This is a genomic window from Paenibacillus sp. GCM10027630, assembly GCF_042676305.1.
Classification (GTDB): Bacteria; Bacillota; Bacilli; order Paenibacillales; family NBRC-103111; genus Paenibacillus_S.
The window spans coordinates 1-14725 of record NZ_JBHTGY010000088.1; the positions used below are offsets into that span (position 1 = coordinate 1).

Annotated in this window: 9 protein-coding genes; 1 reads left to right on the forward strand and 8 read right to left on the reverse strand. The window is 44.8% G+C overall.

Annotated features, from left to right (window positions below; all coding sequences use genetic code 11):
• Positions 1 to 154 precede the first annotated feature (154 nt).
• Both ACFQ0C_RS33185 and ACFQ0C_RS33190 read right to left on the reverse strand, forming a co-directional pair.
• Positions 155 to 481 (reverse strand): hypothetical protein, encoded by a 327-nt coding sequence (locus ACFQ0C_RS33185; protein ID WP_258213416.1) that lies wholly within the window; start codon positions 479 to 481, stop codon positions 155 to 157.
• A gap of 54 nt (positions 482 to 535) precedes the next feature.
• Positions 536 to 1426 carry a TIGR01777 family oxidoreductase gene (locus ACFQ0C_RS33190; protein ID WP_379373365.1) on the reverse strand — a complete coding sequence of 297 codons (891 nt, stop codon included), beginning with the start codon at positions 1424 to 1426 and terminating at the stop codon, positions 536 to 538.
• Positions 1427 to 1705: 279 nt separating this feature from the next.
• Between ACFQ0C_RS33190 and ACFQ0C_RS33195 the strand changes: the two genes are divergently transcribed.
• Positions 1706 to 6811 (forward strand): AAA family ATPase, encoded by a 5106-nt coding sequence (locus ACFQ0C_RS33195; protein WP_379373367.1) that lies wholly within the window; start codon positions 1706 to 1708, stop codon positions 6809 to 6811.
• 91 nt (positions 6812 to 6902) lie between these two features.
• Here the strand turns inward: ACFQ0C_RS33195 and ACFQ0C_RS33200 are convergent, their stop codons facing one another.
• The 6 genes from ACFQ0C_RS33200 to ACFQ0C_RS33225 all read right to left on the reverse strand — a co-directional run bounded on the left by ACFQ0C_RS33200 (position 6903) and on the right by ACFQ0C_RS33225 (position 14722).
• Entirely contained in the window at positions 6903 to 7703 is an 801-nt protein-coding gene (locus ACFQ0C_RS33200; RefSeq protein ID WP_379373369.1) for an alpha/beta hydrolase, read from the reverse strand.
• A gap of 12 nt (positions 7704 to 7715) precedes the next feature.
• Positions 7716 to 8057 (reverse strand): bacillithiol system redox-active protein YtxJ, encoded by a 342-nt coding sequence (gene ytxJ / locus ACFQ0C_RS33205; protein WP_258213420.1) that lies wholly within the window; start codon positions 8055 to 8057, stop codon positions 7716 to 7718.
• 33 nt (positions 8058 to 8090) lie between these two features.
• Complete coding sequence (locus ACFQ0C_RS33210) at positions 8091 to 8588, reverse strand: metallophosphoesterase family protein (protein WP_379373372.1); 498 nt, start codon at positions 8586 to 8588, stop codon at positions 8091 to 8093.
• 182 nt (positions 8589 to 8770) lie between these two features.
• Positions 8771 to 10909, reverse strand: a complete 2139-nt coding sequence (locus ACFQ0C_RS33215; RefSeq protein ID WP_379373374.1) for a hypothetical protein — start codon at positions 10907 to 10909, stop codon at positions 8771 to 8773.
• Between the two features lies 1 nt (position 10910).
• Positions 10911 to 11804: an ABC transporter ATP-binding protein gene (locus tag ACFQ0C_RS33220; protein ID WP_379373376.1), complete on the reverse strand. Its 894-nt coding sequence runs from the start codon at positions 11802 to 11804 to the stop codon at positions 10911 to 10913.
• A 2-nt stretch (positions 11805 to 11806) separates the two neighbouring features.
• Positions 11807 to 14722, reverse strand: coding sequence for an ABC transporter permease (locus ACFQ0C_RS33225; RefSeq protein WP_379373378.1), 2916 nt, complete (start codon positions 14720 to 14722; stop codon positions 11807 to 11809).
• Positions 14723 to 14725 lie beyond the last annotated feature (3 nt).

Below are 14725 nucleotides of genomic sequence, written 5' to 3' on the forward strand. Positions count from 1 at the left end.
TCACTGAACCTCTGTCTCATCTCACCCACACCGGACACCTCTTCCTCTTTGTAATTTAATTATCTGCATTCTCTTATGAGGTGTCCACTTTTTATTCTAGATCTATTGCTTCTCTTATTCTAACGTAACGGATGCTGCTTATGTTAAACGTCTATTAAACCTGTACCTCAGCTTTGACCGCCTGAAGCAGCCTGGATTTCACCTGAGCTTCATAGAATTGGCGCAGCTGCACCTTTTCTGCTTCAGTAAATTGGTACTCACAATCACGTCCCTCATCTTGAGGGACGATTTGAAAAATTTCACCGGATCGGGTACAAACAAGCAACGCGGTCAAATCCGTTAAATCTGTAGGCATCAAGCTGTCCTCGGATAACTCGAAGCTCAGTTCTACATCAACCCATTGACTGTCACGCACTTCTATTGAGGCTTGTAATTGTAGAAACTTCAAATCTGCATTATGCTCTGACCCATATTGAATCATACTGCTACCTCTTTTCAATCATTCTCTGCCCAAGCTTTACCCATATGCAGTTCGTTATTTAACCAGATCCTTCAAGGCGAGCTCAATAACCGGATACTTATATTGAAATTCATATTCAACCGCCAGCAGAGGCATCACCTTCTGACCGTCAAGGAGCAGCGTAGATAACTCACCAAAGATCAGCTTCATCATAAATGCAGGCACCGGCATTCGATGTGACTTGTTCATCGCTTGAGCTAAGGCTCGTCCAAACTCATCATTGGTCACCGGATGTGGGGAGGTTGCATTTATCTGCTCAATAATATCCTCATTCTCAATACAAAATTCGATCAACCTGCATAAATCTTCTATATGTATCCAGGACATTATCTGTTTACCGCTGCCGATTCGGCCACCGATTCCAAACTTATAGGGAGTCATCATTTTGGGAAATGCTCCCCCGTCTTTCCCCAGCACGATTCCAAGACGAAGTTTAACTACGCGGGTCTGCTGAATCTGATCCATAGCCCGCTCCCATTGCTCTACAACCCCTGATAAAAAATCCATAACATTCGGGTCGCTGTGCTCCACGAAGGAGGCCTTCTCCGAAGTACCGTATATGGATATCCCTGATGCGTTGACAACAACAGACGGCTTGATCTGCATTCGGTCTACAATATTAGCGACTTTCCCTACCGTTTCAAGCCTTGATTGAAGAATTCTTTCCTTCGCCGCTTTTGTCCACCGCTGATTTATAGACTCTCCGGCCAAATTCACTATAGCATGCGTGCCTGCCATCAACTTAACATCCTTCTCCAGCTCCGACCAAGTAGCATAACGAATTAATGGATGTTTCGATGCTTGACGTTGCCTAGAGATAATGATCAGGGTATGTTTGCGTTCTAAAAAATATTGAGTCAAATGGCGACCCACAAAACCGGAACCGCCAGTAATGGCAATCTTCATCTCTGGTTCCTCACTTTCAGATTATCTCTATATATAAAAGCATTATATAACAAATTATACCCTAAACAAATCCCCTTAAAAGGACACAACAAAAAACACAACGCACGCATTGAATTAATTCCGCCAAATAGCGCCTCTAAGCCTGGTTTTATTCTTCCAAATCGAACGTAGGGACATGAAGATTTTGTCGTTTATTGTAACATCCTGTAAATTTATATTGATTACTTTTTTGGTAAAAAGTAAAATGAAGGCACTAGTAATGTATCGGAGGCTACTTGCTTGTCATTAACATTTAAAGATTTTCAACTACAGAAAATGTACGATCACGATCCTTTTACGATATACCGGGGCATAAATCCAGCCACTCAGGAAGCTTGTTGGATCAAAGCGTTAAAAGCCGATTACCCCTCACAAGAAGAAGTTCACTGGATAACAGCTGAATACGAGAATAGTTTGCAGCTTCATTTGGATGAGATGATTAAGCCGCTGCGCCTGGAGCCTTATAATAAGACCTTCCACCTTTACATGGAATATTCCAATGGGCGACCGCTCTCTCATTTATTGGCTTCGGGTCAATTGGAAATCACGCTGTTTTTACGTGTGGCCATTGCTTGCACTTCGGTTTTACTTAAACTGCATCAATCCAAAAACATTCATTTAAACATCACTTCCCATGCCTTTATCATTGAGCCGGATAAATGGAGCGTGCAGCTCACCGATTTCAACGATCTGCTGTATCTTTCAAATAACAACCCGTCTATATACGAGCCAATGATGTTTCCAGCTAACCGTCTTCCCTATATGGCTCCAGAGCAAACCGGACGCATGAATCGGCAGGTTGATTATCGAACCGATATTTATTCTATAGGTGTTGTATTTTATGAACTGCTGACCGGTAGGCTCCCCTTTCTTTCGCGGGATGTCCCTGAGCTTGTTCACCAGCATATAGCCATGGAGCCTGATGCTCCGTCGCATATCGCATCTAACGTACCTAAGCTGATTTCTGACATCATTATGAAATGTTTGGCCAAACAGCCTGAGCATCGCTACCAAAGCGTATTTGAACTAAGACGTGACTTGGAGGCATGTCAAGAGGGCTTCCTTCAAGCAGGCTTCCTAGACTTCGATAGCTTGCCGGATCTGTCCCCTGCTGTCTCCGATAACTTCCGAATTCCGGATGCTATATACGGCCGGGAAGCAGAACTGCTGGAGCTTCGCGAGGCTTACAAGAGAACCTTGCTCGGCAGCAATGAAATGGTACTTGTGTCAGGTATGTCGGGGATTGGCAAGTCGTACCTTATTCAACAGTTTCAGAAATCAATTCAGCGAGAGAAGGTACTGTTTATTTCCGGCAAATTCGAACAGTACAACCGAGATACTCCCTTCCAAGCTATCATTCAAGCTGGTCAGCAGCTCATTCAGTACGTATTAACGATGCCGGATGAAAAATTTGCGGTTTGGAAGCAGAAGCTTGCTCATGCTGTCAGCCCGAATGGACAAGTGTTGATTGATTTGATCCCTGACATGGAGAAAATACTCGGCAAGCAGCCTCCGCTTCCAAAGCGGCCTCCAGTCGAAACGCATAATCGTTTCCTGCACACTTTGCAGCAATTTATAGACGTTTTTGCAGTAAAAGAGCAGCCTCTTATTATTTTTATCGATGATTTACAATGGGCGGACAATTGTTCCTTACAGTTGATTCAAGATCTGGCATCACTTGCAACTTCTTCATATCTCCTGTTCATTGGAGCTTATCGAGCGAATGATATTACAGATGCACACCCGCTTCGCTGGACGATTGACAAACTGGATCGAATGTCCAATATTCATTCTACATATCTTGACCTTGAGCCGTTGAATATCGATGAAATCATCCAGATGCTTAAGGATATTCTAATGCCTGATTCTGACCTCGGGCTAGAGGAATTAGCTTCCTTAATGATTCAGAAAACGAAAGGGAATCCTTTTTTCACCAAACAATTTTTGCATTCGCTTTATGATCAGCAGCTGCTTGAATTTAATTACGAAAGCAGTCAGTGGAGCTGGAGTATTAGTAAGATGAAAGAATTCCACATTACAGACGATGTAGTCGAGCTTATGCTTGATAGAATCCGCAGGCTTGCCCATCCGGTGCAGGCTTTGCTTATGCATGCCTCCTGTATCGGGAGATTATTTTCAGTCGAGCTGCTTGCACTAACAGCTTCAATCCCACCTGAGCATATTGAAGCTCATTTGACTGCAGCATTTCATGAAGGCTTGATCCTTCCGTTGAATAAAACACAATCGGGCGACAACGCGGCAGCCTACAAGTTTTTGCATGACCGTGTACATCAAGCCGTATATTCGCTCGTTACCAAAGATCAGAAGCAAGAGCTTCATTACCAAATTGGCAAACAAATGCTGCTGTCTATAAATCCGGATGACCATTCCGACTATTTATTCGTCATGACGAATCAACTGAATATGGGCAAAGAGCTGCTAACGCTAACTCGGGAGAAGGAGCAGCTGATAGAGCTCAACTTAAAAGCGAGTAAAAAAGCCAAATCAAACACGGCATACGAAACTGCGTTAAAATACGCAACTCAGAGTTTACAGCTGCTGGATAAAAACAGTTGGATTAGCCAGTATGAGTTATCTTACGCCGTTCATGCGGAGCTCGCTGAGCTGGAATATTTATGCGGACATTTTGAAGCAGCCAAGCGCTCCTTCCAGCTCATCCTCAAGCAAGCACGTACCCAGTTGGAGAAAGCTGACGTCTACAATTTAATGATAGTGCTCTATACAAATCTGGGTCTGCATGAGCTGGCGATGCATATAGGTCTGGAGGGATTGCAGTTATTCGGAATTTCGATACCTCCGAAGGTTAACAAGGCAGCCATACTGTGGGAAATGGCAAAAGCCAGATGGAATATGACTTCCAAAAAGCCAGAGCAGCTGTTCGATCTGCCTCCAATGACGGATCATGTTCAGCGTGCCGTAATGAAGCTTATGGTTAACCTGATCCCGCCAACCTATTATTTAGATTCAAATTTGTATGTATTCTTAATGCTCAAAATGTTTAATTATTCGCTGCGCAACGGTAATTCAGAAGGTTCCGCCCTCTCCTATTCAACCTACGGCGTTATTACCAGCTCTATTATGGGCAATCTCAATGGCGGTGTACAATACGGTGAAGTCGGACTTCGGTTGAGCGATGCCTATGATTGGCTGCCTATAAAAAGCAAAGTGTATTTTGGCCATGGAGCATTCACGAGCAACATAAAGCAGCATATTAAAACCCAAATTGATTACTTGAAGCAAGCCCATCTATTCGGGGTAGAGGGCGGAGATTTTGTATATGCCGGCTATTCCATTACGTTCAGCTTCTTCCTACGGCTGTTCAAGGGTGATGCTTTGCGTGATGTTTATGAGGAAGCGGATACGTACCAGCCTTTTGTCCAACGTTCACAGGACAAGGATACGATGTATATTTTAATGGTCCTGCAAAGGTTTATGCTTTTTATGAATGAGGATTCTCTCTCCCCTCAGCCTTTGTTCATGAATACATCCAGTTTATTCATCAGTCAAGATGAGCTGCAGCAGCTGCAAAACTTCAGTAATAAAGCTCCTATACATACTTACTACGCTCTTCAGCTAATGAGTTGTTACTTACTGGACAGTCTTGAGGAAGCCAAAGCAATTATGGAAGCCGCCGAGGAAACTTTGCAAGCCGTATTCGGTCTTATTCATGTTCATCTTCATTACTTCATGAGTTCGCTTGTTATGACCGCCCTCTATTCTGCTGTGAGCAAAACTGATCAAAGGCTGTACGATAAAAGGCTGAACAAATATTTGAGGTTTATGAAAAAGTGGGCCTATCACTCGCCAGAAAACTTTTTACATCTCAAACTGCTGATGGAGGCCGAGATAAATCGAATCTATGGGAATCATCTATTAGCGGCTGAACAATATGAGCAGGCCATTTTTCACGCAAATAAGCAAGGCTTTATTCAATATGAAGCTGTTGCCAATGAATGCGCCGCGAAGTTTTACATGCAAACCGGCAAGTTAAAAATAGCCAAGACATATTGGCATGAAGCTAAAGCGTTGTACACTCAATGGGGAGCTCTAAGAAAAGTCGCTCATTTAGAGGAAATGCATCCTTATCTGATTAGCAGAAATCCTGCGGATCAAGCAGTTATCGATGTTTCTACAATGGCTAAAGCTTCTCATGCTCTTTCCAATGAGGCGGTGTTTCATAAGCTGCTGGAAAGCTTTATGAGCATCGTGATCGAGAATGCAGGCGCGGAAAAAGGGCTTTTGCTTTTGATGCGGGAACAAGGTATGTATATCGAGGTCGAGAAAATTCCGGGCCAAACCTTCAGAGCCTTACAATCCATTTCTTTGGATGGGTATAATCAAGCAGCTATTACCGCTATACAGTATGCTGTTCGCACCGAGCAAACCGTACTGCTCAACGACGCCGCTAGCTCCGACATGTTTAGCAAGGACGACTATATCCAGCGTTGCCACCCTAAATCACTGTTAATTGTACCTATAATGAAGTTGGGGAAAATGGTCGGTCTTCTCTATTTGGAAAACAATTTGGCCAGCCATGTTTTTCAAGAGCAGCGCTTGGATACGTTGAAGCTGTTGACGGCTGAAATTGCCGTAACGATTGAAAATGCAAAGTTGTACTCCAATTTGGAATACAAGGATTACAAGCTTCAGCTGCTTGAGGAGCAGGAGAAAAATATTCGATTGCAGCTTGATGAGAAGGAGCAATGGGTTCAATCTTCCGAAGCAACTATGCTGAATATTCGAAAGTCTCAGCACGAGCTTATCAATAATGTGCAAACCATCCATGCATTATTAATGATGAATAAATACGACATGGCAAAGGATTATATCTCGGTATGGTGCAAAGAGATCGTTCAGCAGTCTGTTGTAAACTCTATCAAATTTCCGGTTTTAGGTGTCGTCTTGAACAATATTAGCCTATCCTGCATATCCAATAAAATCGATCTTCAGGTCAATGGCCATCTGGAGTGTACATTTGAGAGCTTGACACTGCCGATCAGTTATTTTTCCAGCATTATGCATAATTTGCTTAAAAATGCTGTGGAAGCCATTCCTCAGGAGGACCTCTTACGAACGGTGAGGCTGACAATAGAAGAGCAGGATCACACTTATATGCTCTCTGTGTTCAACTCAGGGTCAATAGTTAAAGAGGAGGATCTTAATCATATATTTGACAAAGGCTTCTCCACCAAGCCAGGGGCTACCAACTCTGGATTGGGCTTGCATATCGCACAAAATTATTTGCTTCATTATGAGGGCTCCATCGAGTGTCATTCCGTAGAAGGCTCTGGTACGACATTTACGGTTCATTTCAAGAAAAAGTAATCGGAGGTAGTTAAAAAAGCCTTAAGCCCTTGATTACCAAGGCCTTAAGGCTTTTTCTGCCGCCATAACGATAATAGCAGGACTTCCAATTTCACTTATCTTGTGAAGCAAAATAATCTTCGATAAAGCTTAACGCATCCGGCAAGTGCTCCGTCCAATATTTCCAGTTATGCTCACCAGGAAATTGCTGATACTTGTGCGCATATCCGATCTGATTGAGATGCTCATGATAATCTGCATTAGTGTTATACAGAAAATCCTCTGTCCCACAGTCAAAATACAAGGCTGGTCTCTGTTCGTCCATAACCCGTTTACTCGCGCATACTTGCAAATCATACTCTTGTGCATAGGGTCCTTGCAGAGGCCCAATCATCCTCGCTACGTCGCTGCGGGAAAATCTCTCAGCAACATAAGCTGTTGATGTGAGTGCACCAGATAAGCTGGCAGCCGCGCCAAACAAACCAGGATTACGTAAAGACAGCGAGAAGGCACCGAATCCTCCCATAGAGAGGCCGCATACAGCACGCGAATGAGCCGCCTTGATAGTTCGATAATGCTTGTCGATATCCGGTATCAGATCATAAATGAAATATTGCTCAAAGTTACCGGTTCCATCGTACCAATCCATATAAAACGTACCTAGACCGTATTCGCCATCATTTGGCATAACCACAATACTTTTGCGAAGCTGACTCGTGGATATCATCCGGTCCAAAGTCTGTTCTGCGTTTCCCTTAAGCAGCCAATGTGATTCACTGCCATACATGCCGTGCAGCAAATAAATAACAGGATAACATTGATCCGTATCTTCATAGCCTTCCGGCAAATAGACGAAACATGATTTACGCGCAAACAATGCCCCGGAGAAAAAGGGATGCGGCCGGACAGTCATAAGAAGCTCCTCCTAGTCAAGCACGGCGGTAATATGAGCCCGTGTAACTGACCAGTGAGATGTATTCCAGACAGCTTCTTTGTTCTTGACATACAATATTTGTGGGGAAGCGTGCTTCACACCTGTATCCTCGGCAATCTGGTTAGAAACCGGACGGGATTCGATGACCTTGACCAATACGTATTCAACGCCTGTATTCGGTTCCTTTTGCAAATAGCTTTCAAATTCATCCAGAGCATTCGAGCTTACAGGGCAAGTAGTGCTGTGCTTAAGAACGACAACCGGCTTTTGTGTGCTTCCTTCAAACAGTTCATTCCATTCATCCTGGCTTGTAATTTCTTTCCATTGAGTCATTGGTATTCCCTCCATTAGTTGAAATGCATGTTTTCAAGATTTGTCATTGTAATAAAAGATCTCAGCTTCTATTGTCTTGCCTAGATGAATAATGCCATACGAATATTGAGATTGACGCCGTTTATCAGTAGGAGAACCCGGATTGAACAGAAGAACGCCATTATGCATACCTTGGTAAGGCGTATGGGAGTGACCGAAAATAATCACATCAACACTCATGCCGTTAAATACGTCCAATGCTTGCTCCAGCGTTGATTTCCTTCCTCCATCCCCGTGGACCATTCCTATTCGATAATTACCCATTTGCAGCACCTTACAGCGTCCAAAACGTTCAACAATATCAGCACCATCATTATTGCCTGCAATACCGTCGATCGGAGCAATCCGCTCAAACAAGCCTACAACCTCTGCGTCCATCCAGTCGCCGGCATGCAGAATCTGATCTACTCCCTGCAGCCCTGCAACCAGAGCCTTCGGAAGCTGCTTTGCCCGCCCGAACATATGCGTGTCGGATACAATCCCTAAGCGCACTGAGATCTTCTCCTTTCTATTGGCTTTCCGAATGGAAAGACTGCATGGGATGCATTCGCAAAGTTTTGCTTCAGCAAAACATGCATCGTAAGCATTAACTGCAACTTGCTTCATTTTACCATAACTAAAGGAAAAGAAAAAAGCATCACAAGGATGCTCTAATCTCATCGATACAAATCAGGTTACTTGGTTACTCCGAACCAATCCAGTACCTGGGAAGCAAGAAGCTTTCGTTTGCCTTGAAACTCATGATAAATGCTCATTTTAAATTGCTTTAATGACTCGATTTTAAACAACAGGGTATCATCCTGACGGACTATCCTATAATCATGTTCTCCCAAAGTAACCCGTTTGTCAGTATCCTCGGGAGCCGTTTCCAGATAAAAGGTTTCATCAATATTCACTTTGCCGTTACTGTCAGTAAATTGAATAACCAGCTTGCTGCCTTCGTTGCTTGTTTCGTAATAGCTGTCTTTACTTAAATTATACGTGAAATTAACCTTAAGCTGTTTATTGTCCAACCATGTCTGGATATTGCTCAAAGAAATGGTATATGGATAAAAGGTAACATCCTTCAGTGTTGGATTTATTGCTTCGTTCAAAACCGCCAGATCCATCTCTACAGCATTGATGTAAGCATCGGCTTTATCTTCAACTCCGCTAAATCTTTGTTCGGTAACCGATTCACCAATAACAAGCCTTAATCCTTTAGTGCTTAACTCCTTAGGAATCTTGCTGGAGAAGGATAGAAGCGCCTTGCCTTGCGGATTCAGCTTCTGTTTAACCTCACGTATTTTAGTTGGATACAAAGCGTCTTCTTCTGTTTTGAAAAAAGCTGTCAGCCGCGGAATACTATTGGAACGTTTCTCCAAGTTGACTACCTCCACCTGTGCCTCCAGCAAAGTACTGTTTCCATCCGTATACAAATTCAATTCGCGCGGAGCGTATTGAGCTGCACGTCCTGCACCTGTAATGGGCTGCGACTCACCATAGGAGAGATAGGGTAGCTTAACACTGGCGGGAGGCAGCTTGAATTGTGCCATTTCTTCCGTTAGGTTTGCATTCACCTTTTCTTCAATGACGAGCTTGGTTTGGGCAAATGGATACGTATAAGGGACTTTAGCAACCACTTGCACATGGACAGGCACACCCGGCGGTACGCCGACTGCTCTGTCAGTCTGAATTACCTTCGCCTCCACTACGACCCCTCCATCCAGCTCATAGTAGGCTTTTAAAGCCGGAAAAGGCAGAGCATCCGCTTGATTATGGGAAACGGCCAAATCTGTGGTCAGGATATCCTGATCCTCCCAAGGGGTACGGCTTAGCTTCTCAGCCTTTAACAAATAGGTTCCCTGAGAATTCAGGTACTCTACGCTATCACCCAATTGGGGAATATCCGAGGAATCCGTTGGTATTCGAAGCGCGGCCATGGGATAGCTCAGCTTGAGCTCATTGCTTACAGTCACCGTCTGATTAATCAGCAAATCCCATACCTCTGAAGCCGCTGACACCGGCAGATGAACTGCCTTCAGCTGCAATTCTTCTGTCACCTCAGGCTGTAACAGCAGGGAAGCTGCACCTGTTTCCAATATACTCTCAAGCGGGTACATAGCACCGTTGGCGGCACGCAGAGTGTACTGATAGGCCGGCATGCGGATACTGGCTTTCCCCTTATTCGTCAACTTAAGCAGTAGCTTGTAAGATAAGGTACTATCCTTTTGCTGCAACGACCAACGGGATACATCCAGGACAACAGGCATACTGCCTATAAGCACCGACCTGCTGCGTACTATGGGAGCCATAACGGCTGATGCCGGATCAGGGAATCGAATATCGCCAATATTGGTCTCAAGCTCCGAGCTTGAATAATTCCACTGCGTAATTCGAAAAGTCAGCTCCTCCAGCAGCGTCGTATCATTAACCGGGGCATAGAACGAATAATCAACTCGCTGTCCGGCAGGAATCTCCTTTTTCAGTTTGTCCTGAGGGATCAATTCAGCTTTAAATTCGGCTCCTGAAGCATTTATGATTTTGACCCAGTAATCCAAAAAAGATAGTTTACTTCCCGTTCCATTCGTTACGGTCATAGTAAAATATAACGTTTTTCCTCCATCGGCAGGCAGCACTACGGCACTTTTTAATTCAAACGAGCTGCCGCTGCCAATTGGCACCTGGTTTAATTGAAGAGTTGGATCAATCTCATCCCTCAAGTAGCTTTCGCCTTCTGCATGCGCGGTAGTGCCAGAAGCAAATGAAAAAGTCACGGATGTAAAAATGAATATGAACCATAATAAAAGTCGCTTCGATACGAATGTCTTCAACTCACTGCTCCCCCTTCTCTTCCGGTGGCAATAAAACAATACGGCCGTCCTCCACTTGAACCCTGACTTTATTTGCGGAGCGAAGTCCAGTTGATTTAAGCATTTCTTCAGGAACCTGCAAGCGCCCGGATTTATCGAGAACGGCATACTCCACATGTGAATCCTCATCATTCTGCTGAAGGCCTTGCTCCAGTTCCTCCAGCTCATCGGCATAGGACTTGCGCCTAATAATTTCGGAGGAAGTTTTCCCGTCGCGGATGGCCACCACTCTATCAACCTTCTTCGCCAGCAGCGGATCATGCGTAACAATGACAACCGTCAATCCCAATCGGCGGTTCAAATCGCGAAACAGATCCAATATTTGATTCGCCATCTTCGTGTCAACAGAGCCTGTGGGCTCATCGGCAAGCAGCATTTTGGGACTGTTTGCCAATGCAATAGCGATGGCTACACGCTGCTGTTCACCGCCGGACAGCTCGTTTAGGCGGTTTTTGATCCGATGGCCGAGTCCAACCGCCTCCAGCAGCTCAAGGGCTCGTTCACGCTTGCGTTTACCTTGAAGCAATATCGGCAGCTCCACATTCTCCAGCGCCGTTAAATAAGGGATAAGATTACGCGCATTATTTTGCCATACAAAGCCTACCGTTTCACGCTTGTATTTAACGAGATCCTTCTCGTTAAACTTCAGCAAATCCTTTCCGTCCACATGCAGCTGCCCCGCAGAGGGGCGGTCCAGCCCGCCCAGCATGTTCAGCAGCGTTGACTTGCCGCTGCCGCTGTTGCCGATTATAGCCATCAGCTCGCCGGGCTGAACATGCAAATCCAATCCTTGCAGAGCTACAACCTCCAAATCGGCCACCTTGTAAATTTTTACGAGGTTATCACAATGAATCATGATCAGTCCTCCCCGAGCTTGACTGCTTGATGAATTTTTACCCGTGAGAGCATCGTGCCGAGTATGAATAGCCCCACAGTCAGCATGATGCTGACTATAATGTACAGCTGCAATTGATCACGCGGATCAAATGTAACCAGAAACGGCGGCACCTGGCTTGACGTCTGCATAGAGAGCTGAAACATAGGCACAAAAAATCGGCTGGTCAGGTTGCCGGTCAGCATTCCAATGGCAACAGCGGCACCTGAAGTAAGCAGCTGTTCGCCAATAAGCATCATAATGAGCTGGCGGAAGGATATCCCCATTGCTCGCAAAATCCCGAACTGCAATACTCTCCCTGATAGCGACAGTACCCAATAAAGCAAAAATCCAAAAAAGCTGATCACAATCGAAATAATAAAGCCTAATGTCATAACCCCATTGATCGCTAGCAGGAAAGGATCATTTTTGGAACGGATCAGCTCTTGCTTCGCATCGTTAAGCTTGGTCACCGGAATTTTCTTTTCCTCCAGTGCATCATAGAGCTCTTGGCTTTTGGCTCCCGGCTTCAGAGTCAACCACACATCGTAAGGCTCCAACGCCATATTGTTATGAATATAAGACAAGTGCCCCACGATCAGCATAGGCGCTTTTATCTTCTTATTTTTGGCATTGGCCGCACTTCCTGCAGAAGTCGTCGAAACGGCAGATTTATCGCTGAACAATGGATTCGGATTCCATGACGGCCAATAATCAACGATACCGAAAACATTGAACATCGTGCTTTCAACACCGTCCCAGCTCGCGTATAAATTGTCACCTACCTTGACATTGTGTTGATCTGCCAAGGTGCGGGAAATAAGCACCGCGGATGGACTGGAAGCCAGCACATTCAAGTAATCATTAAAATGATGATCCAGGAGTCCATTTCGCAGCCACGCCGTATTGCCAAAATCATCCGTATCAATTCCCATCAGCGTTGCTGTTCCACGCTCCTTCCCGATGGTGAAAGCGGCATTGGACTTCGTGAACACTTTAGCAGCATGCTCCACTCCGGGAAGCTGAGTAAAGGGAAGAAACGGCGGCTCCGAAAATTGCACCTTTTTCTTAGCTACCAGCAATTCTGTCGGATCAGGTTCACCCCCGCCTTCATTTCCCATACTTGGAGGAGGGGCATCATCTTCCCATTTTACTGACATCGTAATGTCGGCTCCGTTGCCGTACATTATTTTTTCATCGGCATTCTTGTTTATAGTCCGCGCAGCGCTTGCACTAAAGAGCCCTGTAGCCAGCGTTACGCTCAAAAAAACCATAATAGCCTGGTATTGTGTAATGGAGCGGCCTACCTGCAGTAGAGTGGAATATAGAGACGGCGGCCACCATCTCCTTCCTGCCTGATAAATGAGTCTCACTAACCAAGGATAAATTCGTAGTAGTAAAAAGCTGGCCCCTAGTATGAACAACGCTGGAATAAGGAACAGCAAAGGGTCCATTTGCAAGTCTGTAATGTCCAGGCCCAGCGATTGCATATCGCTCATTTTGGCACGAAACGTATGCAGTCCATACAAAGAAATGATCATTAAAATGACATCGATGAAATATTTATGCCAAAAGGATAGCGTGGTTTGCCTCGCCATCTGCTGCTTATGCCCCACAATCGTAGCCCTGGTTGCAAACAGCACTGGAAGCAGTGTCATAGCTAAGGAACAGAGCACTGCCATTACCCCGTATTGAAACGCAGTCTGATTCAATTTGACATCTAAAGCGGCCCGCTGCACAAACTCCAGAAACCCGTTGGACGCGCCCAGCATTTTCGTTAAAAACAGCCCGAAGAATGGTCCGCAAGCAAGGGCTATTCCGCCGAGCAGCAATCCCTCGAACACATACCCAAGCACGATCTGCAGCCTGCTAGCGCCACGGCTCCGCAATACTGCGATTTCGGTCTTCTGTCTGTCAATGATCAGATTGGAAACCATGAACAAATAGTAAGCCAGCATGATCATAACTGGAACATTCAACGACCATAACATTAAGCGAAGCTTTTCTTCTTTGACGAAATACCCATTCAGAGTTGGCAGCGCAGGAGCCTTAAGCGTGTAATTAGGAAAATGATTCGCCAAAAAATTTTCCGTATTCTGATAAGTCCCAATAAAGCGTTCTATCGAATCGAGTTTCATGTAGCTGTAATCCACAGCCAAGTACCATATGCTGGAACGGAGCTTAAGCAACTCATTGTGAGTTATTTCTTGATCAAACCAATCATAAGAGACAATTAAACTGGAGTTGTAGCTTGACAAAGAATTATACCAGTACACATCGTTATAATCCTTGCGGTCGATCACTCCTACGATTTTAAACTGGATTGGCGTTTTTACATCATCATCCCGAATAGTATACTGCTGGCCTACCACCATTTTCAGATTCGTCAGCCCCTGATCGACTACAACCGCCTCAATTACGCCATCAACAGGCTTTGACGAGGGCAGTTTCCCATCGACCAATCGAACATGCTCCGCAAGCCCACTAAGTGCTGTAATATCAGCCGTCCGTCTAATGGAAGAATCTACTTTGCCTTCATCAACAGGGACCATATTCCACCTATCGGTCGATCGTTCAATAACATATTCTTTTATAGGTAATTGAAAACGTTTCGGAGCTTCATTGCCCATATACTGATCCGCATCCTGAATCGCCTGCTTCGCCTGCTCCGCCGTCAGTTCTCCTGTAATGTAGATCGAGTTCCAAAATATACCTGGATACTGCTGTTTAGCATCCTGCAGCTGTTCTAAATCTTTTATTAATAACCGCTGCAAAATGGCATTAGTATAAATCGGCATGCTGCTGACAAGACCCACTGAGATGATCAAGCCAAGCAGCAGGCTGAATTCGAGCCATTTGTTTTTGACCATTTTGCGAATGATCATCACAAGAATTGCCACTTG

Coding starts and splice junctions, on each gene's coding strand:
- ACFQ0C_RS33185 (WP_258213416.1), bottom strand. CDS start 481: ATGATTCAATATGGGTCAGAGCATAATGCAGATTTGAAGTTTCTACAA.
- ACFQ0C_RS33190 (WP_379373365.1), bottom strand. CDS start 1,426: ATGAAGATTGCCATTACTGGCGGTTCCGGTTTTGTGGGTCGCCATTTG.
- ACFQ0C_RS33200 (WP_379373369.1), bottom strand. CDS start 7,703: ATGACTGTCCGGCCGCATCCCTTTTTCTCCGGGGCATTGTTTGCGCGT.
- ytxJ (WP_258213420.1), bottom strand. CDS start 8,057: ATGACTCAATGGAAAGAAATTACAAGCCAGGATGAATGGAATGAACTG.
- ACFQ0C_RS33220 (WP_379373376.1), bottom strand. CDS start 11,804: ATGATTCATTGTGATAACCTCGTAAAAATTTACAAGGTGGCCGATTTG.